This is a genomic window from Umezawaea sp. Da 62-37, assembly GCF_032460545.1.
Lineage (GTDB): Bacteria > Actinomycetota > Actinomycetes > Mycobacteriales > Pseudonocardiaceae > Umezawaea.
Genome location: NZ_CP135965.1, coordinates 2,028,707 through 2,051,597, shown reverse-complemented (window position 1 = coordinate 2,051,597; position 22,891 = coordinate 2,028,707). Strand labels below are relative to the sequence as shown.

21 protein-coding genes are annotated in these 22,891 nt (G+C 70.3%); 12 read left to right on the top strand and 9 right to left on the bottom strand.

What is annotated here, in order from left to right:
- The first annotated feature begins 68 nt into the window (after positions 1-68).
- The 4 genes from RM788_RS08770 to RM788_RS08755 are packed head-to-tail and all read left to right on the top strand — an operon-like array spanning position 69 to position 4,791.
- Positions 69-1,946: an SCO2524 family protein gene (locus tag RM788_RS08770; protein WP_315931061.1), complete on the top strand. Its 1,878-nt coding sequence runs from the start codon at positions 69-71 to the stop codon at positions 1,944-1,946.
- A complete protein-coding gene (locus tag RM788_RS08765) occupies positions 1,947-2,855 on the top strand; it encodes an SCO2523 family variant P-loop protein (protein WP_315931060.1) in 909 nt (302 codons plus the stop codon).
- A complete protein-coding gene (locus RM788_RS08760; protein WP_315931059.1) occupies positions 2,852-3,868 on the top strand; it encodes an SCO2522 family protein in 1,017 nt (338 codons plus the stop codon). Before RM788_RS08765 ends, RM788_RS08760 begins: the two co-directional genes overlap by 4 nt.
- Positions 3,865-4,791 carry an SCO2521 family protein gene (locus tag RM788_RS08755; protein ID WP_315931058.1) on the top strand — a complete coding sequence of 309 codons (927 nt, stop codon included), beginning with the start codon at positions 3,865-3,867 and terminating at the stop codon, positions 4,789-4,791. Before RM788_RS08760 ends, RM788_RS08755 begins: the two co-directional genes overlap by 4 nt.
- On the opposite strand, the gene RM788_RS08750 is transcribed toward RM788_RS08755, so the two are convergent.
- From RM788_RS08750 to RM788_RS08735, 4 genes are all read right to left on the bottom strand, one after another.
- Positions 4,788-5,612 (bottom strand): hypothetical protein, encoded by an 825-nt coding sequence (locus tag RM788_RS08750; RefSeq protein ID WP_315931057.1) that lies wholly within the window; start codon positions 5,610-5,612, stop codon positions 4,788-4,790. The two genes, RM788_RS08755 and RM788_RS08750, sit on opposite strands and share 4 nt — an antisense overlap.
- A 284-nt stretch (positions 5,613-5,896) precedes the next feature.
- Positions 5,897-6,553, bottom strand: a complete 657-nt coding sequence (locus RM788_RS08745) for a hypothetical protein (protein ID WP_315931056.1) — start codon at positions 6,551-6,553, stop codon at positions 5,897-5,899.
- On the bottom strand, positions 6,550-7,257 hold the full coding sequence (locus RM788_RS08740) for an ABC transporter permease (RefSeq protein WP_315931055.1): 708 nt from the start codon (positions 7,255-7,257) through the stop codon (positions 6,550-6,552). The genes RM788_RS08745 and RM788_RS08740 overlap by 4 nt, the downstream gene beginning before the upstream one ends.
- On the bottom strand, positions 7,254-7,955 hold the full coding sequence (locus RM788_RS08735) for an ABC transporter ATP-binding protein (protein ID WP_315931054.1): 702 nt from the start codon (positions 7,953-7,955) through the stop codon (positions 7,254-7,256). Before RM788_RS08735 ends, RM788_RS08740 begins: the two co-directional genes overlap by 4 nt.
- A 132-nt stretch (positions 7,956-8,087) precedes the next feature.
- Between RM788_RS08735 and RM788_RS08730 the strand changes: the two genes are divergently transcribed.
- Positions 8,088-8,936 (top strand): sensor histidine kinase, encoded by an 849-nt coding sequence (locus RM788_RS08730; RefSeq protein WP_315931053.1) that lies wholly within the window; start codon positions 8,088-8,090, stop codon positions 8,934-8,936.
- Positions 8,936-9,604, top strand: coding sequence for a response regulator (locus tag RM788_RS08725; RefSeq protein WP_315934592.1), 669 nt, complete (start codon positions 8,936-8,938; stop codon positions 9,602-9,604). Before RM788_RS08730 ends, RM788_RS08725 begins: the two co-directional genes overlap by 1 nt.
- Here RM788_RS08725 and RM788_RS08720 read toward each other — a convergent pair.
- Genes RM788_RS08720 through RM788_RS08710 form a run of 3 tightly spaced genes read right to left on the bottom strand, consistent with a single transcriptional unit; the run spans position 9,576 to position 10,940 of the window.
- Positions 9,576-10,250 carry an HAD family hydrolase gene (locus tag RM788_RS08720; protein ID WP_315931052.1) on the bottom strand — a complete coding sequence of 225 codons (675 nt, stop codon included), beginning with the start codon at positions 10,248-10,250 and terminating at the stop codon, positions 9,576-9,578. The two genes, RM788_RS08725 and RM788_RS08720, sit on opposite strands and share 29 nt — an antisense overlap.
- Positions 10,247-10,759 carry a PadR family transcriptional regulator gene (locus RM788_RS08715; RefSeq protein ID WP_315931051.1) on the bottom strand — a complete coding sequence of 171 codons (513 nt, stop codon included), beginning with the start codon at positions 10,757-10,759 and terminating at the stop codon, positions 10,247-10,249. Before RM788_RS08715 ends, RM788_RS08720 begins: the two co-directional genes overlap by 4 nt.
- 7 nt (positions 10,760-10,766) lie before the next feature.
- Positions 10,767-10,940, bottom strand: coding sequence for a hypothetical protein (locus RM788_RS08710; protein WP_315931050.1), 174 nt, complete (start codon positions 10,938-10,940; stop codon positions 10,767-10,769).
- Between the two features lie 50 nt (positions 10,941-10,990).
- On the opposite strand from RM788_RS08710, the gene RM788_RS08705 reads away from it, so the two are divergent.
- Complete coding sequence (locus RM788_RS08705) at positions 10,991-11,392, top strand: universal stress protein (protein WP_315931049.1); 402 nt, start codon at positions 10,991-10,993, stop codon at positions 11,390-11,392.
- Between the two features lie 3 nt (positions 11,393-11,395).
- Here RM788_RS08705 and RM788_RS08700 read toward each other — a convergent pair whose 3' ends face one another.
- Entirely contained in the window at positions 11,396-11,662 is a 267-nt protein-coding gene (locus tag RM788_RS08700; protein WP_315931048.1) for a UBP-type zinc finger domain-containing protein, read from the bottom strand.
- Positions 11,663-11,770: 108 nt separating this feature from the next.
- On the opposite strand from RM788_RS08700, the gene RM788_RS08695 reads away from it, so the two are divergent.
- From RM788_RS08695 to RM788_RS08680, 4 genes are all read left to right on the top strand, one after another.
- Entirely contained in the window at positions 11,771-13,465 is a 1,695-nt protein-coding gene (locus tag RM788_RS08695) for an NAD(P)/FAD-dependent oxidoreductase (RefSeq protein WP_315931047.1), read from the top strand.
- A gap of 5 nt (positions 13,466-13,470) precedes the next feature.
- Positions 13,471-14,919, top strand: coding sequence for an ATP-binding protein (locus RM788_RS08690; RefSeq protein WP_315934591.1), 1,449 nt, complete (start codon positions 13,471-13,473; stop codon positions 14,917-14,919).
- Positions 14,920-15,274: 355 nt separating this feature from the next.
- Positions 15,275-15,721 (top strand): hypothetical protein, encoded by a 447-nt coding sequence (locus RM788_RS08685; protein ID WP_315931046.1) that lies wholly within the window; start codon positions 15,275-15,277, stop codon positions 15,719-15,721.
- 169 nt (positions 15,722-15,890) lie between these two features.
- Positions 15,891-16,832 carry a chitinase gene (locus tag RM788_RS08680; RefSeq protein WP_315931045.1) on the top strand — a complete coding sequence of 314 codons (942 nt, stop codon included), beginning with the start codon at positions 15,891-15,893 and terminating at the stop codon, positions 16,830-16,832.
- Positions 16,833-16,883: 51 nt separating this feature from the next.
- Here RM788_RS08680 and RM788_RS08675 read toward each other — a convergent pair whose 3' ends face one another.
- A complete protein-coding gene (locus tag RM788_RS08675) occupies positions 16,884-17,366 on the bottom strand; it encodes a hypothetical protein (protein WP_315931044.1) in 483 nt (160 codons plus the stop codon).
- Between the two features lie 337 nt (positions 17,367-17,703).
- Here RM788_RS08675 and RM788_RS08670 point away from each other — a divergent pair, with 337 nt between their 5' ends.
- Positions 17,704-22,872, top strand: coding sequence for an NACHT domain-containing protein (locus RM788_RS08670; RefSeq protein ID WP_315931043.1), 5,169 nt, complete (start codon positions 17,704-17,706; stop codon positions 22,870-22,872).
- The last annotated feature ends 19 nt before the right edge of the window (positions 22,873-22,891 follow it).

Here is a 22,891-nt window from a genome sequence, read left to right as displayed (position 1 = left end):
GCCACGCCGCGCGGCGGGTCACTCGACCGCCGTATTTCGCGTGCGTCCACACTCACCTTGGGACAGCGATGAGAATTCAACCGAGACGACAGATTCTCGATATCTGGCGGTCGGTGATCAAGTCCTCCTATCGTGATGGCACGTGGGTGTGGGGCGGTCGCGAGGAATCCAATTCGCTCAGCGATACCGAGCAGCTGATCTGCTTGCTGTACCCGGCCACCGAGGTGCCCGCGCTCGCGCTGGAGTCCTCGGACATGATGGCCGAGGACGCCGCGCAGGCGTTGGAGCTGCTGGGCGAGCCGAGGACCATCCCGTACCGGCTGGTCGAGATCATCGAGGACTACGTCGAGCGCCACACGGTGGACGACGAGCCCGGGTTCGGCGGGGGCGGCTACCTCAGCACCGGGGACGACGACAAGACGCCCACTACCGAGCAGTTGGCGATGGGCTTGGTCGACGCCTACTCGCTGTCGCTCACCCTCTGCCTCGCGGCGCTCGGCTTCCTCAGCGTCTACAAGCCCCAGGTGGTTCGCAGGCCCGCGCTCGTCACCCGGATCGAACTGCTCCAGCGCGCACTGAGCAGGCGGCTCACCGCCGCGCAGATCGGTCTGCTGCGGTCGTTCGTGGTCAACACCGTCGGTGTGGACACCGAGGGCGACCGCAAGGTCCGCACGGCGATGCTGGAGATGGTGAACCAAGGCGACGACCCGGACGAGGTCGTGGTCTCCCGGCTCCGTGAACGGCTGCAACGCGTGCGCACCCTGCTGCTGGACGACGTCCGCCTGGGTGTCAGCACCGACCGGACGCTCGAGGAGGAGACCAGGCTCTTCGAGATCGGCTGGGGCTGGGGGATCGTGCGCAACGCCACCGACGTCGTGCTGGACCTGGACCGCTGTGCGTTCGACCGGCAGCCCGCCATCGGGGCGGAGGTCGGCGTCGCCGTACCCAGGCCGTACCTGTACTCGACGGTGCTCGCGCTCGACGGCATCAACGACCTCAGGTCGCCGAGGACCCGCGAACTGAACCTGCTCGACGAGGAGCAGCGGCGGCTCGCCGAGGCGCTGCAGATCCGCTGGGACCTGACCCAGCGCTACTGGTCGGGCATCGCCCGGTTCGGCAAGACGTGGCCGCTGGAGGACATCCCCTGGCGCACTTCCGATGGCGAGGAGTCCGACTACTTCTCGCTGCTGGTGTCGGCGGTGCTGGTGCAGGACCTGGAAGCCCGGCAGGCCACCGACGAGGACCTCAACCGCGCTGTTGCCGTGTTCGAGTCGCTCGCCCAGCGCGGCCGGATCACCCGCCGGGTCACCAAGGACGACCGCGCGGTGGACATGCACGTCCCCGGCGTCCGGATGACGCTGGTCGGGTCGGACGAGATCGGCCCGCTGCTCTACTGGCACGCCCGCGACTTCGCGCCGCTGCTGCTCAAGCGTTGCCTCCAGGCCGCCGCGCTATCGGCGAACCGGGCGGCCCGCGACCGGCTGATGCGCCTGGCCGAGATGACGATGGACCACCTCGACAAGCGTCGGATCCACGACGGTGACGCGCCGGGGCTGTGGGACGATCCGAACGAGATGCTGTTCCCGGACGGAGGGCTGCCTGCGGAGAAACTCCCGTCGTGGGCCATGACCGAGCGGATGGTCGAGGCCCTGATCGCCGGATCCCGCACGTTCCAGCAGGAGCCGCTGCGCAGTTCCGGCATGCGTGCTCGGGCCGAGGAGGCCCTGCACGAGGCCGAGCACCTGCTCAACCGGCTGCTGGTGGACTCCGACTCCGACGACACCTCGGCGCGCAGCGCGGAACTCATCGTCATCGAGCGGCGGCTCAGCCGGGCCCGCGAGGTCATCACCGAACAGCCCGGCACCGCGAACGCGTTGGCGCTGGCCGCGCTGCTCAGTCTAGACGAGATCAACGTCGCCCAAGGCGACGCGTCGAGGAGGACGTAAGTGCTCGTCTTCGCCTCATCCGACAAGGGTGGCACCGGTCGTTCGGTGACAAGTTGCAACATCGCGTTCCACCTGGCGCAGCGGTCGGACGTCGCCTACGTGGACTTCGACTTCGGCTCGCCGACCTCGGGCGCGATCTTCGAGGTCCCCAAGGCCGAACGCGGCGTCGACCGGGACGGGCTGCACAGCTACTTCACCGACGGCGTCAGCGATCCGCAGAGCCTCAACGTGTGGCAGCAGACCTCGCGGCAAAGCCTCCGCGGGTCCAACGTCCGCGCGGGCAGGCTGGTGTTCTTCCCCGGCGACAAGGGTGGCGCCGAATTCGGTGCCACCCGCGAGATCCAGCAGCGGTGCGTCGAGTTGTTCACGCGGCTCGACAGCGAGTTCAAGGTGGTGGTGGTGGACCTCAGCGCGGGCCGTTCCGCCGCGCTGACCATGGCGCTGATGGCTACCGCCCAACCGTCCATGCGCGGGATCACGGCCCGGTGGCTGGTGTTCCACCGCTGGACCCACCAGCACATCATCGCGGCGAACGGCCTGGTCTACGGCGATCGCGGACTGCTCTCGGTCGGCAGGAGCGTGGGCCACGACTACGACGCTTTACTGGACGCGATCCGCTTCGTGCAGGTGGCCGTGCCGAACCTCAAGGAGCACAATCCAGGCCAGAGCGCCGCTCAGGCGACCTGGCTGCACACCTGCGACGAGGAGTTGCGCAAGCTCGCCGTGCACAACGGGCTCGGGCGAAGCCGAGTCCTCGGCGCCACGCCCGTGGAGCCCATGCTGCAGTGGAGGGAGCAGATCATCGCCGAATCGGACGTCTCGGCGAAGATCGCCAATCCCGGTACCGTCGCATCATTCCGGGACCTGTCCGTGCGGCTGACCGACGACGCGGTGTGGGAGGGGATGTGACCACCATCGACGCGCCCGTTTACACCGAGGCCACGACGGAGCCGAAACTGCGCCAGGTCGCGCTTTCGCACCTGTCGGTGGAGGTGGGGCACTTCTACATGGAGGACCTGGCCGACGGGGACGAACGCATCCGCACCCAGTTCCGGAGGGTCCTGCCCTGGCTGGAGGCCGCCCGGTCGACGCTTGCCGCCGACCTCGGCGCCGTCAAGCCGCGGTTGAGCACGTGCTTCCTGATCGACGATTACTTCCGCACCGACACCAGTCCGGACGAGATCGTCGACCGGCTGCTGAACATCGCGGGCGAGTGCGGGATCACCATCGACTACCTGGCCCGCGAGGCCGGGTGCGCCGAGGCCGACCAGGTCCCGTTGGCCGAGTTGACGGCGGCCATGCTGCTACCGGAGCCACCGGTCGGCACGACCGGCGCGCGGCCGCCCGTGCAGGACTCCGGCTGGCTGTGCAACGGTGAGCGCGCGTCCGAGTCGAACACCGGGCACCAGGCGATGATGCCGGTGGCGGGTTGGGAACCTCCGGTGGAGTTCGGCAAGCGCAACCACTCGATCTTCCTCGACGTGGAGCTGTGGGGGGACAGGACCAAACGGATCGATGGCAAGCTCGTCGAGTGGCGCCAGTGGTCGTGCCCGTTCCTGGCGTCAGTGTGGCAACTGCTGCGCCTGGGTGCCTTGCGCTACCAGGGCGAACCCGTGGCCCAGCCCCAGCCGTGGACCGATGACAGCTGGCCGCGGCGGTGGAGCGACCTGCCCGCCGTCGTGCAGCTGTCGGAGGACCCCGCGCCGTTCGCCGCGTACCGGACCACATCTATCCTGCCGCAGAGCTACCTCGGCATCGAGCACGCGGTCAGGTCGATCCTCGACCACCTCGACTTCGACAGCTCCGTCAGCGAAGGGACGGTCAAACGTGCCCTCAAGGAGGGCGTGGGGCTCCCCAAGCGACTCAGCTCCCGCGTCTCCCACATCTTCGTCGAGGCACCTGTGGCCGGTGCCCGTTGGTGATCCTCGGCGAGGTCCGCACGGGGCTGCTGCGCAACTCGCTGCCGCTGCCCAGACAGGCGGTGGTCGACCTGCTCTCACTGCGCCCCGGCAGACAGGTCGTCGCGACCGACCGTCCCGTCAACCGGACCGTGTCACCGGACTCGATCGTCGGCGTCGACTGCACGCTGGCCACCGAACCGCAGACGAAGGCCCGCGGCATCGGCACCGTCGTCACGCACGCCGTGGTCGTCGGCGGCGCGGTGCTCCAGTCCTCTTCCTGCACCCGCCTGGAGTGGGCGGACTACCGCGAGCGCAAGGCGTGGACGCACTACACGCACCGGCGTGGCGTGGTCGACGTGCTCGGCAACCCGGCGTCCGCGCAAATCGTCGACGGCAGCAAGAAGCCCGTCCGGCAACGCGACACGCTCGACCTCGGCGCCGTGTGCCAGCGGATGATGATGCTCGTTCAGGGCCGCCCGCAACTCGACTACAAACCGGGCCTGCTCACCCAGCCGACCAGGCTGCGCTGGAACGCGATCGGCCGTGAGGGCGCCCGCCCCACCGTGCACCTGCACATCGACGACGAGGTGCGCCGCACCGTCGACGTCGTCGCGCCACCGGAACTCCTCGAGGAGGTGAGCCGGTTCTGCGAGGACCTCGCACTGCACGACTGGCTGTACACCACGCTTGGCAACGTGGTCGAACAGGCCGAGCGCGACATGGCGTCGGAAGCCGACCCGATGAAGTTGCTGGGTGCCGCCCTCACCTTGCTCGCCCGCCTGTGGATGCCCAGCGCGCACGTCCACCCGGCGCTGCGACCGCTATGGGCGGACCTGGAGGAAGTGCCGGGGTTCAGCCGGTCGTGGCGCCGCAACGTCTCCTGGATTCGAGACCAGATCTCCATGAGCACCCTCACCACCTGGCAGGACGCTCGCCCGTTCTAGCGGAACCACCGCCGAACCAGCAGCGCGAAGAACACGTTCAACGACAGCGCCCCGCAGTAGCTCTCCACCACGAGTACCGCCTTCACCCGGCTGCCCATCTCGTCCGTCCCCGCCGGGTTGATGTAGTTCACCGCCGCTAGGTACAGGTCGTGCTGCGGCGTCCCGTGCGCCACTACCAACAGCGCCGCCCAGGACACCAGCAGTTGGAACAGCACCCACCCCAGCAGCCGGTACGGTCGGTACCCGTACCCGCAGGTCACCGCAGACACGGTCATCACGATCCGGCGCCACCACGACCGCTCGACCCGGTGCAGCGCCTGGGTCCGCAGGTACAGGAACCGGTCGCGTTCCAGGCTGTCGTTGGTCAGCAGGTGGATCTCGGCCGCCCGCTCGAACGCCTCCGCGGCGTGCAGCACCAGCTTCTCGGCGGCGCAGTCGGTGCCCAGCCGCTCCAGGATCTCGGCCAGGTCCTTGTTCTGCCTCATCGTCAGCCGCAACGGTCCCTGCGCCTCGACCTCGGCGGCCATCAGCGCGACGAGCAGCGTCCGCCGCCGTTCGCTCGGCACGGTCTCGGGCTTGCGCTCGTAAAGGGTGCGGAAGATGAGCTGGTGCGACTTGCGCCTGCGCGACGGGTACTCGTTGAGCACGTTGGAGACGTACTGCTCGAACTCGTCGAGCAGCGTGGCCTCCTCGTCGCGCAGCCCGCCCTGGTTCAACGCCGATTCGACGTCGTCGGCGTACCGGCTCGCGCGTTGTTCCACGATCCGGCTGAGGCGCGCGTAGCCGGATTCCCGCGCTTCGGAGAAGGTGGTGGACGACATGGCACCTACTCCGCGGCAACCGAGGGCAGGAGATATTCGCACAGGGGCATGGCCCCATTCTCCGTGTACTCCCGAAAGAACGCCTGGGCCGTTCGGGTCATTGTTTCCCGAGGTTTTTCCGTGCTTATACCATTATCGTGCCGGTGGCGCAGGTGAATGGGTAAACCTGTGATTCAATGACAATTAATGTGGAATAGTGCCGGTCAGGACCGTGAACCCCGTCCTGGAAAGGCTCGTGGATGTTGCACGTCAGTTATTTCCGCATATTCGCGGACTGAATTCGTTCACACGTCCCGCCGGTGGAAAATCGCGGTCGAGACGCCAACAGCGACCACTGCCCACCCGATCGCCACCACGAGCGCCTGCCCGCCGTCGACGGTGTCGGGCAGGAAGTCGGTGTGGCCGCGGAGCAGCGGCGCGGCGACGAGGTAGTAGCCCAGCAGTAGCGTGAGCGCGGGCACCGCCGCCCGCAGGACCGTCGCGACGGCGGCTGCAAGCAGCGCCGTGAGCACCAGGTGGGCGACGGTGGTCGCCGCAGGCTCGAACGGGGCGAACGGCCCGTCCGGGCGAGCGGTCCGGGCGGTCGTGAGGCTTAGGGCGACGGTCACCAGGGCGATGGCGAAGCAGCCCACGGCCAAAGCGAAGGACTTGGCGAGCTGGAGTTCGACGCGGCCTGGCACGCACGTGAGGCTGGTGCGGATCTGGCCGTCGTACTCGGAGGTCGCGACGAGCACACCCAGCAGCACGAACCCGATCTCCGAATACCCCAGCGGTGCCAGGCCGACGTCCAGCGCGGACGCGGAGACCGTCGTCCGCAGGTACACGACGTCCAGCAGCGGCGTCACCGCCCACGTCGACACGACGACCAGCCGCGTGGACGGCAGCGTGGCGAGTTTGAGCAGTTCGGCGTGGACGGTGTGCCGGACCGCCCTGGCGTTCACGCGTCCCGCCGGTGCACGACGACCGCGGCGACGGCGAGCAGCGCGAACACCCACGCGGCCATGACGAGGCCGCCGGTGATCGGGGCGATGTCGACCGGGGAGGCGATCCGGTGCAGGAACATGTGCGAGCCCGCCATGTCCGGGAAGTAGGCGGCCAGCGGTGTGATCTTGCTGAGCAGGAAGGTCACCGAGACGACGGAGGTGTTGAGGATCAACAGGGTCAGCGGCACGACGCCGTTGCGGGTGAGCAGGGTGATCGCGTGGGCCAGCAGTGCGGTCAGCGTCCAGTAGACGACGACCCCGACCACGCGCGGCACGACGTTGTCGGGCAGCGGCCTGGTCAACGCGAGCGTCAGCGTCGCGGTCACGAGCGCCAGCACCGCCACGGCCGAGGCCAGCGCGCCCGCCTTCGCGGCGAGGAACCGGGCGCGCGACGCCGTGCCGGTGAGGCTGGTGGTGATCTGCCTGCCGCCCGGCGAGTCCTCGCCCTCGGCGGTGTACTCGCTGCTGGTGGAGACGACGCCGAGCACGATCGCGCCGATCACGCCGAGGATGAGCTGGACGAACCCCGCGTCCCGGCTCGCCTCCTCGGGGACCGCGCTGATCATCAGGATCCCCGGCGGCAGCACCAGTCCGAGGGCGAACCCGGCCCGTGCCGACGGCAGCGTGAGGAGCTTGCGCAGCTCCGCGTGGTAGAGGGTCACCGGGCGTCTCCCGTCAGGGCGAAGAACGCGTCTTCCAGCGTGCGGTGGGCACCGGTGACCTCGGCGAGGGTGCCCCGGCTCGCGATCCGGCCGTGGTGGATCACGACGACGTCGTGCACGGTCTCGGCCAGTTCGCCCATGAGGTGGCTCGACAGCAGCACCGTCCGCCCCGACGCGGCGCGCTCGCGGAGGAATTCCCGCATCCAGCGGATGCCGCCGGGGTCGAGGCCGTTGACCGGTTCGTCCAGCACGAGCACGTCCGGGTCGCCCAGCAGCGCCGCGGCGAGTCCCAGGCGCCTGCCCATGCCGAGCGAGTACGTGCCGACCCGTTTGCCGGCGGCCTCGGTGAGCCCGACGGTGTCCAGCACCTCGTCGACCCGCCCGCGCGGCAGATCGTTGCTCGCGGCGACCCAGCGCAGGTGCGCGCGTCCCGTCCGCGACCGGTGCGCGCCGCTGCCGTCGAGCAGCGCGCCCACCACCGTCAGCGGCCGGGTCAGCCGGTGGAACGGAAGCCCGCACACCAGGGCGGTGCCCTCCTGCGCGCGGTCGAGGCCCAGCAGGATCCGCAGCGTCGAGGACTTGCCTGCCCCGTTCGGGCCGAGGAACCCGGTCACCCTGCCCGGTCGCGCCTCGAAACTGATGTCGGACAACACCTTCGTGCGTCCGCGCGACTTGCTCACGTGTTCGACGGTGATCATGGCGAGCAGTCAACGGGGAGGCGGACGCGGGCGCATCGGGCCGGGGGACGGGGTCGTGCGGCGGTCTCGGTCCACGGGATGTCAGACCGTGGACCGACGTCCCGGCGGCCGCGGGGAAGTAGGGTCCGGGCCGTGGACGTGCGTCAGCGGCCCTCGTGGCGGTCAGGGGTCGGGCCGGTCACCGGCGGGGTGTTCGCGGTGCTGGTGCTCCTGATGGTCGCGGTCGGCGGCGTGGGCTCGGCGGCAGTGGTCGTGCCGTCGCTGCTCGCGGTTGCCGCGGTCGGCGTCGCGGTGTTCGCGGTCCGTCGCGGTCGACTTGGTCGGGCCGCGTACGAGGAGCGGCTGACCGAGTGGGCGGCCGCGCAGGCGGCGCAGGCCGAACGGATGCGCATCGCCAGGGACCTGCACGACATCGTGTCGCACGGCCTCGGCCTGATCACCGTCCGGGCCGCCGCCGCCCGCTACGTCACGGGCGCCGACGTCGCGGAGGCGTTGGCGGACATCGAGAACGCGAGCCGCGAGGCGACCTCGGAACTGCGGCACATGCTGACCGTGCTGCGCGCCGCGGACGACGACGCCGTGCCGCGCAGGCCCGTCGAAGGGCTGGACCAGCTGCCCGCGATCGTCCGCGGCGCCGAGGTCGCGGGCCTGCGCACCGAGCTGACCGTCGAGCCGGTGGGCGAGGTGCCGCCCGGAGTCCAGGTGGCGGTGTGCAAGGTCGTCCGCGAGGCGCTGAACAACTCCGCGCGGCACGCGGGCCCCACCGACGTCCGGGTTCGCGTGCACCGCGACGGCGACAGCGTGGTGGTCGCGGTCGCCGACAGCGGCCCCGGCGGTCCGCGGCGGTCGACGCCCGGCGCGGGGCACGGGCTGATCGGCCTGCGCGAACGGGTCGTGGGTCTCGGCGGCGCGTTCAGCGCGGAACCGGTCGAGGCCGGGTTCCGGGTCACCGCGCGGATTCCGGACGGGGGAGCGGAATGATCGTGCGCGTGGTGCTGGTCGACGACCAGCCGCTGCTGCGGCGCAGCCTGGCGATGGTGATCGGCAGCGAGCCGGGCCTGGCCGTCGTGGGCGAGGCGGACAACGGCGTCGACGGGGTGGCCGTCACCGCGGCGACCCGGCCCGACGTGGTCCTGATGGACGTGCGGATGCCCCAGCTCGACGGACTCCAGGCCACCAGGCGGATCTGCGCCCACCCGGACCTGCGGTCGACCCGCGTCCTGGTGCTCAGCATGTTCGAGCTGGACGAGTACGTGCACGAGGCGCTGCACGCGGGCGCGTCCGGCTTCCTGCTCAAGGACACCAGGCCGGAGGAGCTCATCGACGCCATCCTGCGCACCCACGACGGGCAGTCCCTGTTCGCCCCGTCGATCCTGACCCGGCTCGTCGAGCACTACGTGTCCGCGCCGCGCCGGAGCACCGGCACGCGGGCGGGACGGCTGACCGGCCGGGAGGTCGAGGTGCTCACGCTCGTCGGGCGCGGGCTGTCCAACGACGGGATCGCCGCCCACCTGACGATCTCGGTCAAGACGGTGAAGACGCACGTCTCGCACCTGCTCGCCAAGCTCGACGCCCGCGACCGCGCGCAGCTCGTGATCGCCGCCTACGACGCGGGCCTGGTCACACCCCGGCGGAACGCCAGCCCCTGATCCAGGCCAGCAGGTCGTTGTCCCGCAACGACTCCACCACGACGTCGGCCGGGAAGTCCTGGTGCGCCAACGTGGGCACGCCGACCACCCGCAGCCCGGCCGCGCGGGCCGAGCGGAGCCCCGTCACCGAGTCCTCGAACGCCAGCGCGGCAGCGGGTTCGACGCCGAGCGCGGCGCACGCGGCCAGGTACATCCCCGGATGCGGTTTGGGCGCGTCCACCTCGTCGGCGGCCACGCTGACCGGGAACACCCCGGTGAAGCCGCCCCGCGCCAAGGCCGCTTCCAGCAGCGCGCGCGGTGAATTGCTGGCGACCGCGAACGGCACGGAGGCGGCGACCAGGTCGACGAGGTCGAACGCGCCCGGCATCGCCTCGGCTTCGGCGGTCACCACCTCGGCGACCAGCACCAGCAGTTCGGCGGCGAGGTCGGCGCCCGCACCCGGCTCGTCGAAGATCCCGGCCAGGACGTCGCCCGCCGCCGCGAGGGACTTCCCGATCACCATGGCCTTCTGCTCCGGCCCGAACGACAGGCCCCGGCGGGCGAACAGCGCGGTCTCGGCCACCGACCAGCACGGTTCGGTGTCCATCAGCAGCCCGTCGCAGTCGAAGACCACGGCGGCGGGAGTCCAGTCGTAGAGGCGGCTCACCGGGTCGCCCCGGCCACGAGGTCGTCGACGAAGCGCAGCGCCGCGCTCGCGTTGGTGTGCCGCCAGGCCAGCAGCACGGCGTCGAACCCGTCGCCGCGGTCGGTGCCGGTCGCGGCCACGACGCGCGCCAGCACGGCGCGTTGGGCGTGCAGCAGGTCGGCCGGGTCCAGTGCGCGCCGGTGCAGCAGCGCCAGCTTCACCAGCAGGTGCGACCGCAGTTGCCGGACGTGCTCGGCGGGCTTGTGCAGCCACTCGTCGACCGAGGCGCGCCCGGTGTCGGTCAGGTCGTAGACGGTCCTTTGCGGACCCGGTCCGGACTCGACGGTGAGCGGCGTGATCAGTTCGGCCTCCTCCAGCCGCCCCAGCGCGCGGTAGACCATCGGCCGGGGCACCGACCAGACCCTGCCGAGGGCTCCGTCGGACGCGGTGAGCGCGGCCACCGCGAACCCGTGCCGCGGCTCCTCGCGCAGCAGTGCCAGGACCGTCCACTCCGGCAGGGCCAGCGCCATGTCGCGGCTAGCCCCTGGCCCGGAGCGGTCCGCGGGCGGTGTGCTCGTCCACGGTCGAGGCCTCCTGCTGTCCGCACGGCTGCGTGGATCGAGCATAACAACAGCGGCGGACGCCGGACCGGGCGTCGGGAGGGGGGAAGTTCAGCCGTTCGGCGAGGTCGTCCACCCCTTTGGCACGCATCCGCCATCCGGGCGCGGGGAACCCCGAGAGGACCCGAGCGAGGAGTTGGCATGGCTGAGGACGACAGGCGGATCGTCGTGGGTGTGGACGGCACCGAGACCGCGGCGGCCGCACTGCGCTGGGCGGTCCTGCAAAGCGGGTACACCGGCGCCAGGGTCGAGGCCGTGCTGGCCTGGGAGTCGCCCGCGGCCTACGAGTGGGCGCCGGGGCTGACCGAGCCCGCCGACGTCGAGGCGGCCGCGCGGGAGGTCCTGGACAAGGCAGTGGCCGACACGGCCGTGCCGGTCACCCGGACCGTGGTGAACGGCAACGCCGTGCGGGTGCTGCTGGACGCGGCCCGCGGCGCCGACGTGCTGGTGCTCGGCAGCCAGGGGCACGACGAGCTGAAGGGCTCGGTCGGCCTGCACTGCCTGCACCACGCGAAGTGCCCGGTGCTGGTGATGCGCGGCTGAGCCTCAGGCGCTCGTCTGGTCGACGAAGCACCAGCGCCAGTTCTCGCCGGGCTCGAACGAGCGGATCACCGGGTGCCCGGACCCGGCCGCGTGCCTGCTGGCGTGCTTCTCCGGCGAGGAGTCGCAGCAGCCGACCTTGCCGCACGCCAGGCACAGTCGCAGGTGGACCCAGCCGGTGTCCTGGGCGAGGCAGTCCTCGCACCCGTCCAGGGTGCTCGGCGTGGGATCCGGGCCGAGTTCGGCGATGTGCTGGCAGACGGCGGAGGTCACGGGGGGCTCCTTGGCTGAGGGGGGTGTCGGGCGCGAACTTACGGCTCCACGCGGTGACGTGCCATCCCATTCGATGACGTCGGCCGGATCCGCTGCTTGACTGGTGCCATGACGACACCTCCCGCCGAGGCCACCAGGGTCGCGCGCCCCTCGATCCTCACGGTGGACGACGACCCCAGCGTGTCCAGGGCGGTGGCCCGCGACCTGCGCCGGAAGTACGGCGAGAAGTACCGGATCGTGCGCGCCGAGTCGGGCCCGCAGGCCCTGGAGGCGCTCCGCGAGATCAAGCTGCGCGGTGAGGAGGTCGCGGCGCTGCTCGCGGACTACCGGATGCCGCAGATGAGCGGCATCGAGTTCCTGGAAGCGGCCATGGACCTGTTCCCGCTGGCCCGCCGCGTGCTGCTGACCGCCTACGCCGACACCGAGGCCGCCATCCAGGCCATCAACGTGGTCGACCTCGACCACTACCTGCTCAAGCCGTGGGACCCGCCGGAGGAGAAGCTGTACCCGGTGCTCGACGAGCTGCTGCACGCCTGGACGGTGTCCGACCGCCAGCCGGTGCGGCAGGTCAGGGTGGTCGGCCACCGCTGGTCGCCGCGCTCCTACGAGGTCCGCGACTTCCTGGCCCGCAACTCCGTCCCGTTCCGCTGGCACTCGCTCGAGGACGCCGACTGCGAGGCCAAGCGCCTGCTCGACGCGGCGGGCCAGGACGGCACCAGGCTGCCCGTGGTCGTGACGCCCGAGGGCGACCCGATGGTGCAGCCCACGGACGCCGAGCTGGCGGCGCGGGTCGGCCTGAGCACCCAGCCGTCGACGGACTTCTACGACCTCATCGTGGTCGGCGGGGGCCCGGCCGGGCTGGGCGCCGCGGTGTACGGCGGCTCGGAGGGGCTGCGGACCGTGCTGGTCGAACGGATGGCCACCGGCGGCCAGGCGGGCACGAGCAGCCGCATCGAGAACTACCTCGGCTTCCCCGACGGCGTGTCCGGCGAGCAGCTCACCGAGCGCGCCCGCAGGCAGGCGCTGAAGTTCGACGTCGAGATGCTGACCACCCGCGACGTGGTGGCGCTGGAGCAGCGCGGCTCGGCCAGGGTCGTGCGGTTCGACGACGGCACCGAGCTGGCCGCGCACACCGTCATCCTGGCGACCGGCGTGTCCTACCGGATGCTCGGCGTCCCCGGCCTGGAGACCCTGGCGGGCCGCGGCGTGTTCTACGGCGCGGCCACGACCGAGGGTCCGAGCTGCGCGGGCCAAGACGTCTACCTGGTCGGCGGCGCGAACTCCGCGGGTCAGGCGGCCATGTACTTCTCCCGGCACGCCCGCCGCGTCGTGCTCGTGGTGCGCGGCGACTCGCTGGACCGCTCCATGTCGCGCTACCTGATCGACCAGCTGGCGGGGGTCGACAACATCGAGGTGCGCACCTGCACCGAGGTCGTCGGTGGCACGGGCGAGGACCACCTGGAGTCGTTGACGCTGCTGTGCACGGCGACCGGCGAGAAGACCACGGTGGAGGCGTCCTGGCTGTTCGCGTTCATCGGCGCCGCCCCCCGCACGGACTGGCTGGAGGGCACGCTCTCGCGCGACGAGCGCGGGTTCCTGCTCGCCGGGCCGGACCTGGTCGTCGATGGCGGCACGCCGGACGGCTGGGGCCTCGACCGGGCGCCCTACCACCTGGAGACCAGCCTGCCGGGCGTGTTCGTCGCGGGCGACGTGCGCGCGGACTCGGTCAAGCGGGTCGCCTCGGCCGTCGGCGAGGGCGCGATGGCCGTGACGTTGGTGCACCGTTATCTGGAGAGGTCGTGAACGGCATGGCGGAGCTGACCGCCGACGACTTGCGGGAATTGTTCCTGTTCGAACGGCTGACCGAGGAGCAGCTGGCCTGGCTGCTGGAGCACGGTCGGGTCGAGACGCGCGAGGCGGGCACCGAGGTGCTCGCCGAGGGCGACGAGGCGAGCTGCTTCTTCCTGCTGCTCGACGGCACCGTGGCGCTGTGCCGCAACATCGGCGGCGAGCGGGTCGAAGTGAGCCGCACCGACCACCGCGGCTCGTACTTCGGCGCCACCCAGGCCTACTTGCAGGACGACGTGGCGTCGAAGGCGACCTACCGGATGACGGTCGAGTCGATCACCGACACCCGGATGTTCCAGCTGCCCGCCGAGGAGTTCGGCCCGGTCATCCGCGAGTGGTTCCCGATGGCCATGCACCTGCTCGAAGGCCTGTTCTTCGGGATGCAGAACACCCAGCGGATGGTCAACGAGCGGGAACGGCTGCTCGCGCTGGGCTCGCTGTCGGCCGGGCTGACCCACGAGCTGAACAACCCGGCGGCCGCGGCGGTGCGGGCGACGGCGGCGCTGCGCGAGCGGGTGGCGGGCATGAGGCACAAGCTGGCGATGCTGGCCAGCGGCAAGATCGACCCGGAGACGCTGCCCGCGCTGGTGAAGCTCCAGGAGAGCGCGGTCGAACGGGTCGCCAAGGCGCCCAAGCTCGGACCGCTGGAGACCAACGACCGCGAGGACGAGGTCGGCGACTGGCTCGACGAGCACGGCGTCACCGGCGGCTGGGACCTCGCGCCCACGCTGGTCGCCGGCGGCCTGGACGTCGAGTGGCTCGAAGAGGCGGCGATGCTGTGCCCGAAGTCGTCGACCGAGGCGGCCGTGCGCTGGCTGGCCTACACCGTCGAGACCGAGACGCTGATGAACGAGATCGAGGACGCCACGACCAGGGTGTCGACGCTGGTCGGCGCGGCCAAGCAGTACTCGCAGATGGACCGCGCGCCGTTCCAGGTGGTCGACGTGCACGAGTTGCTGGACTCCACGCTGGTGATGCTCGGCCGCAAGATCGGCGACGTGGAGGTGGTCAAGGACTACGACCGCTCGCTGCCGCCGCTGCCCGCGTTCGCGGCCGAGCTGAACCAGGTGTGGACGAACCTGGTCGACAACGCCGTCGGCGCCATGGGCGGCGCGGGCACGCTGACCGTGCGCACGTTCCGCGAGGGCGACGTGGTGGTCGTGGAGGTCGGCGACACCGGGACCGGCATCCCGGCGGAGGTGAAGAACCGGATCTTCGAGCCGTTCTTCACCACGAAGGCGGTCGGCGAGGGCACGGGGCTGGGGCTGGACATCTCGTGGCGGATCGTGGTGAACAAGCACCACGGGGACATCCGGGTCGAGTCGGTGCCGGGGGACACCCGGTTCCAGGTGCGGCTGCCGTTGACGGTGTCCGTGCCGGCTGAGGGGTTCGCGGACCTGACCGACTGAGGGGTGTCCTGTTGATGGCGTGATGTCCGGATCGATCGTGTTCCGGCTGTCGCACGGGCGATCCGGCGACAACCGGTTTTCCCTGTCTGCCTGCCGTGCGGGCGGGTGTCGCCGGTCGGTGCGCGAGTGCGGTGTTCCGCCGTTGTGGCGACGGTCTGCGGATAGTACTGCGGCGGGTTTCCGCGGATCTTTCGGCATCGCTTGTTCGGCAATGTCCTTTACCAACTCGACCTCGCGGGTGCAGGGGGCGCGGCCTCTCCCGGTTGGTCCTTTCGCGGTATTCGGTTACCTCTGCACCGGGTGTGCGGCGTTATCGTTGGCCATGCGCTTTCGGCGGCGCACCGGAATCCGCACCGTGGCGGCAGGATCGGGCTTCAGGCTCGATCCCGCCACGGCCGAAGTGCTGCGGCTGAACACGTTGCTGGAGATCGTCGTCAGGGCCGTTGCGCTGCAGGATCAGGCCGACGAGGTGATCGTCGCGTGCGCGCTGCCGGGCGACACCTCCTACGAGGTCGCCCGCCGCGGTCGAAAGGTCGCGGGAGAGTACGGCAGGCTTTCCGGATGGGCCGACGACCTGTGCGCGGACGACGCCCCGGAGTCGTTGCCCGCGCGCGTCGGCGGGCTCGTCCGCTACCACCTGGGAATGCTCGACACGGCGGTGAAACTCGCCTTTCCCCGATATCGCACCGAAGGGCTCGAACGCCGTCGGATGGCGATGACGGGACTCGGTGAACCGGCCCGCGCGCTGCGCGTCCAGGAACTCGCGCTGAGGTCGTGGATAGCCGAACTCGGCGGCGCCTGAGGGCTGTTGAGCTGCTCCGATCGGGTCGACGGGGAAAACGCTTCCCCTTGACAGGGTGCATTGGTCTAGTCCAGTTTTGATCCGCTGACGTGGTCAGCCGCCTCCGGCCCCTACGCCGCCCAGGGTCCCGCGAGGTGGGTTCCGCGCACTGTGCTCGCTGGAGGACCGAATGAAGATCATGCGGCGGATTCTCGTCGCCTCGACGGTCGCGCTCGCGACCGTCGGGCTGGTGGCGCCCACGGCCGACGCGGCGGTGGACCCCGTCCTGTCCGCTCCCTACCTGTACCAGTGGGAAAACCCGCCGAACCCGGTGAGCGTGATGCAGGCGACGGGCATCAAGTCGTTCACCCTCGCGTTCGTGCTGTCGAACGGCAACTGCAACCCGCAGTGGGACGGCAACCGCTCGTTGACCGGCGCCGACATCACCCGCGTCAACCAGATCCGCGCCGCGGGCGGCGACGCCCTGCCGTCCATCGGCGGCTGGTCGGGCAACAAGCTCGGCTCCACCTGCTCGTCGGCGACCACCTTGGCGGCCGCCTACCAGAAGGTGATCAACGCCGGGCAGTTCAAGGCGATCGACCTGGACATCGAGAACACCGACGAGTTCCAGAACGCCACCGTCCAGGACCGCATCCTCGGCGCCGTCAAGATCATCAAGCAGAACAACCCCGGCGTCCGCGTGGTCATCACCATCCCGACCGAGGTCTCCGGACCCGAGACCTGGGGCCAGCGGCTCATCCAGCGCTCCAAGGACCTCGGCGCGAACGTCGACGTGTGGACCCTCATGCCGTTCGACTTCAGCAGCGGCGGCGACATGCCCGGCAAGACCAAGAGCGCCGTCACCGGCCTGAAGAACAAGCTCAAGTCCGTCTTCGGCCTCACCGACGACGCGGCCTGGCGCAAGTCCGGCCTGTCGTCCATGAACGGCACCACCGACAACGCCGGTGAGGTCGTGTCCGTCGACGACTACCGCGCCATCCGCGACTGGGCGCGCACCGTGCACCTGGCGCGGCTGTCGTTCTGGGCGCTCAACCGCGACTGCAACGGCTGCGCGGGCGTCACCCAGGGCCAGTACGAGTTCACCAAGATCACGGCGAACTACACCGGCTGATCACGGTCACGGGGTGCGGCTCTGATCGAGGGCCGCACCCCGTGCCTCCGTTCAGGACGACGTGTCGTACACGAACGGCGTGCCCGTCTGCGTCCACTCGTCGCTGTCGGCGATCGCGTGGACGTCCAGGGTGTCCTGGACGTAGCCGGTCCCGGTGGCCGTGATGGTCAACAACGGCCACGCCTCGCCGGGGACGACGAGGTCGGGGTTCGAGCAGTCCACGCCGCCCTCCACCGCCGCGCACTCCCACCGCTCGCCTTCATACCCGACCATCCGGATCTCGTCGGGAACCGACACGAAGGCGAACAGGTTCTCGTCGTTGTCCTCGCCGACGTCCGTCACGCTCACCGTGAAGCTGAACGTGCCCCGGATGTACCAGTAGTCGTCCGGCGTGACGACGATCCCCCGGCCCGGCTCGATGTCCACGCGAACCGGCGCGCTTCTCCCGCTGTCCGCCGCGGCGGCGGCCGTCCCCGTCATCGTCATCGCGCAGAGGGGGCCGAGGGCCACCGCGGCCAACCTTGATCGCTGCATCTGGATCGCCTTGTCGTAGGCCTGTGGGGAACGGGTGCCTCCGCCGCACGACCCGCGACTTGACGCGGTCTGGTGGTCCGCATGTCGGATTGCGGTGTGGTGCAACGGAATGAGTTGATGGTGCCCGGTGCGCCGCGGGGTCAAACGGGTTCGTCGTATTGAGATGCCCGGTGCGGGGAGTCGGTGTGCGACGGGGGCGGATATTTCTGTGGAGGTCGAATAAACCGGGTGCGGACAAGGGATTCGGGCTGGTTGCCGTCGCCGTGTCCCTGTCGAAGTGCGGTCTCGGCGAGTCGTGCCCGTGAGATCATCCTTCCTTCGCCGAACGGGGAGTCGGATGGATCAGGGCGCGACCTTCAACCAGGTCAACGGAAACCTCACCGGCAATTCGCTGTTCGCCGGATCGATCCAGGGAGACGTCCACTTCCACGCCGTCCCGCCGGACGCCGAAGTGGTCCGCAGTCCGCCGCCCGAGGGGTGGGGCTCGCTCCCCGTGCTCCCGGCGGAGATCCAGTCCCTGGTCCGAGCCCAGATCCAAGCGGCGCAGGAACTCCCGTACCGATTACCCGGAGCCCGCAAACCCTCCCTCGCCACGGTGTACGTCCGGCAGGACCTGGGCAGCGCCACGGAGGAGCCGTCCTCGGAGCAGTCCCAACCCACACCGGTGCTCGACAGCCGTGGCCAGTTCGTCGACCTCCCGGCCGCCCCGATCGTCCGACGCGCCGTGCGCCCACCGTCCCGCACCGTGCGCGATGCCCTGGACGGCAGCGACAACCTGCTGGTCACCGGCGGTCCTGGCCAGGGCAAGTCGACGTTGTCGTTGCGGCTGGCCGCCGACATCGCTACCCGGTTGACCGCGGGCGGTGATGACGAGCCGCTGTTCGAACCGGTCATCCCGCTGCGCCTCACCGCCCGCGAGCTGTCCACCCGGCTGAACCTGCCGTTCTCCGAGGCGCTGGCGGGCGCGGTGCGCGTCGAGTACGGAGCGCTGCTCCACGCCCCCGTTGACGCGCGAACGCTGGCCGACCGGGTCGTCGGCTGCCGGTGGCTGCTGCTGGTTGACGGCTTGGACGAGGTGGCCGACAGCGCCGAGCGCGACCGCCTGGTGACCGTGCTGGCCTCCTGGGCGTCGGAGAGCGGGGAGTCGCGCTACCGCGTCGTCGTCACGACCCGACCGATCGAGGGCATGGCGCTGGCGCCGCTGCAACGCATCGGCGCCGCCCGCTACGAACTCCAGCCCTTCGACGAGGAGGCGCTGCGCCGCTTCGCCGACAGCTGGTTCGACGACAGCGCCGACGACGCGCACCGGTTCATCCGGCAGATCCGCGCGGCGCACCTGGACGAGTTGGTGCGCGTGCCGCTGCTGGCCACCATCGCGGCCATCGTCTTCGCCCAGCACGGCGAACGCCCGCTCCCCGACAACCAGTACGAGCTCTACGACGCCTACCTGAAGTACCTCCGCACCGCGCACACCTCGCCGCCGAGTCCCCTGGACGCTTCGCGCGACAGTCTGCTCGAGCACCTCGGTCGCGTCCGCCTGGAATCCGACACCTCGCTGGTGGCCGCCGCCCACGCCTGGGCTGTCGAACGCCTCGGGCCGGTCGACCAGGAGGAGCTGTTCACGTTCCTCACAGCGGTCGGACCCCTGACCTGGCGCGGCAACGACCTCCGGTTCCTGCACCACAGCTTCGCCGAGCACCTCGCCGCGACCGCCAAAGCCAGGTTGCTGCCCGAGAGGTTCACCCCGGAGCACGAGGAGTTCGCCCACCTCCTGCACACCGCACGGCTCGACGATCGCGGCCGACACGCGCGCGCCGTGCTGCTCCACTACTGCCGCTTGCACCCGGCGCAGACCGACTTCCTGGTGAAGTGGCTGCACAAGGGCGATTCAGGCCAGCACCTGCTGACCGCACGACTGCTGGCCGGGCATGTGCCCGCGGGATCGGACGCCGTGGACGCGTTCCTGACCACCGTGCGCGCGTGGGCGATGACGACCCAGCACCCCGGCCGCGACATCCTGGAGCAGACCGCCCGCACGGCCCACCACCCCGGCCTGGCGGAGTGGCTGGCCGGGCTCATGCGCGACGGGGAAGCTCCGTGGCAATCCCGCGTCGAGGCCGCCACCGCACTGGCCACCAGGCTGCGCGGACCCCACAGCGCCGACGCGGTGACCCGGTTGCGCGAGACCGTCGACGACGTGACGGCGACGGTGGAGCACCGGCTCGCCGCGGCCGAGGGGCTGTCCGAGTGCGGGAGCTGTGAGCGGGAGACGGCCGAACGCGGCCTGCGCGCGGTGCTCGAAGACCCTTTGACCAGCGGGTGGAGCTGTCGCACGGCCGCGGTGGTGTTGGCGGGTTTCGACGGACCAGCCAGAACCCATGCGGTCGAGTCGCTGTCACGGCTGTTGGACGACCCGTGGATGCCCACCGGCGAACTGGTCCAGATCGCCACGGCTCTGGTGGAGATCGGCACCGAGTTCCACGACCGGTGCGCCGAGACCTTTCGCGCCGTGCTGCGCAGTCGAGGGGACGCGGGCAACGGGTTTCGGGGCGCGGCGTCCGGGTTGGCCTCGCTCGGAGCGGAACACCTGGCCGAGGCGGTGGAGCTGCTGACCTGGCGGGCAACCACTAGGCGCTTCAAGCTCGGCCGGCGCACCGCCGCCGCCGAAGCGCTGGCTGACTTGGGACCTCAGCACCGAGGTGCGGCGATCAAGCTCGTGCTGGCGATGGCCGGCGAGTCGGGCGTCGACGCGGATGACCGCTGGAACCTGGCTTCCTCCCTCGCTCGATTCGGCGGGGAGTCCCACCGGCATGCCGAGGCGCTGGTGCGCTCGGCACTGGTGGATCGACAGGTCGGTGCGAACAGCCGCATGTGGGCGGCTCGGACGCTGGCCGGTCTCGGACCGGACCACCACGCCGAAGCCGCGCGGGAACTCCGCGAAGTGGTGGCCGATCCCCTGGCCGGCGGCTACGACCGCGCTGCCGCCCTGGGGCAGCTCGCCGTTCTGGGGGAGCCGCACAGGACACCCGCGATCGCCGCGCTGCGTGCGAACCTCGCCGACCGTGGTGCGGACCCGATGGATCGCTGTCTTGTCGCAGACGAGTTGGTCCGACTCGGGCCGGAGTTCCACACCGAGGTGTCAGACCACCTGCGGGAAGTCATTTCGGTGCAGTCCGGCATTGATGTCAGGTTCACGGCGTGGCAGGCCCTCACGCATCTGGGGATCGAGTTCCGCGGTCAGGCCTCGGCCGCTCTGCTCGACCTGATGCGAACGGACGTGGTGGGGGAGATCGGAGCGGGAATCGCGTTGACCGCTTCGGACGTGGACGACCCGCTGGGGGCCGCGGATGTGCTCACCGCGATGATCCGAGATCCGGATCGAAGTGGTCGATCCAGGTTCGAGGCGATCCGAAGTCTCGTTTACCTCGGGCGCCGGTTCCACCCCGAAGCGGTGGCGGCGCTCGTCGAATTGCTCCATTTCGACAACGCTCCCCTTGCCAGGTTCGACATCCTGATCTCGAGTTTCACCGGGATGGGCGTCGGCCCACGGCGGGAGTTGGCCGGTGTGCTGCATGACATGGCGCTCACTCCCGGTACGGCCGCCGATCGCGTGGTGATGGCTGCCGGAGCGATGGACGTGCTCGGACACGGTGATGATCCGAACGTGTTGGACCTGCTCTGGACGATCGCGAACGACGAATCGGCTGATGTGTCCGTTCGGTCTGGTGCCGCACTCGCGGTGTGCCGGGTGCGGCCAGAACGCCACGGGGACGCCGTCCGGCTCTTCGTACGTTTCCGTCACGAGCCGCAGTACCTGTGGTTGGACCTGATGCGTGATCTTGTGCGCCTCGGCGCTTCCGCGGTGCCGGAAATCCGAGCGTTGCTGGCCGAGGACGACACCGACCGCAAGACGCGTGAGATGGCAGGCTCACTGCTCGCACAGCTCCACCCCGATCCGGTCGAGGCGGCGCACGAGCTGCACGGGCAGTCCTCTGACGAGTTCTTGGATTTCTACTGGCGCACGGACGCCGTGATGCGGCTGGCCGAGGTCGATCCTGATTCCGTGAAATCCGCGATCACCTTCCACCGAGCGGTGCTCGACGATGAGCGCGAAGCGGTCCGCAACCGTGCCGAGGCGGCCTACCAACTGGTCTGGCTCGATCGATCGTTGGAGCACGTGGCGTCCACCTTGCTCCGGAGGTTCGCCGCGGATCCGGGGCTGACGGCGCAGGAGCGGGAGCACGCGGTGGTGTGGCTGTCGTACATCCACCCGAAGCGAAAGCGCGACACCGCCAACTCGATGCTCGCGGTCGTGCACGACCCCACCGTTGGCCACCCTGTGCGCAAGCGGCTGGCCGGTCGTTTGTCCGGAGCGACGAGGCTGGATGTCGAACGTACTTTGCTGGCGGACCGAACGGTTCCGATCGACCAGCGGATCCCTGAAACGGGCGTGTGGAGAAGCCGTCCACTGGAGGCCGTTGTTCGGGACGTGCTGGCCGTGGTCGAGACCCGGCCCGCCGAAAAGGTGGCTGCCGCTGCTGCTCTGGGGAGACTGGCGCCGCGGTTCGTGCCGGAGGCGGCTGCTCTGCTCGACGACCTGTGCCGTCGTGGGTACGCGGTGGCGGCACGGCGGGAGTTGGCCAAGTTCGGGGGGATGTGGTGCCGGCGCGCGCTGGTCGAGGCTCGGGGCGTCGTGGACGACAAGATCTGGTCTCGTCGGGAGCGGCTTGCCGCCGCCCGCCTCCTCTGGGAGTTCGCCGCCGATGCCCGCCCTCTCCAGGACCTGGTGGCGAACGAACACCTGCCGGTCCACGCCCAGGCGGACGTCCTGCACGTGCTCAAGCAGTTCGACCGCCTGCGTGCGATCCGCGACGACGAGCGAGCGTTACCGGCGATCCGGGTGGAGGCGGCCGAGAAGCTCCGCGATGGAGCGGTGCGGGATCGCGCCATCAGTGCGCGTGTGCTCGACACCGTGGCAACCGACGCCGCTGTACGTCCTGCGCTCCGCCGACGTGCCGCCGCCGCTTTGGGGACGTTCGGCGCACGTGGTCGTGAATGGGGCGTTGTGGCACTGCGGGGCATCACGCAGGACGACACCCTTCCCGTCATCGTCCGTGCGGATGCGGCACGTGCGCTCGGCAGGATCCGGCCCGACCTGCGAAGCGAAGTCCTGGAATTGCTGCGCGGCCTCCTGGCGATCGAAAAACCGTTGCAGCGCAAGCAGGTCCTCGAAAGCATCGGTCTGTTCGCGCCGGCGGAAGGCGCGTTCGGGTTGTTGGAGATGGCAAACGACAAGGCTCTTGGCGCCGTGGTGCGGGTGCGGTGTGCCGAGGAGGTGGTCGACCTGCGGCGCGACTACCGGGAAGCGGCGGCTGTTGTGGTGCGGGAAGTCGCGCACGACGAGGGCGTCCCCCGACAGGTTCGGGCCCGTGCCGCGCGGGATCTCGCCCGGTGGAGTGACCTGTGCCGTGCCGAAGCCCAGGAGCTGCTGGCCGGATTCGTGTAGGCGTGGACAAGACGAACGG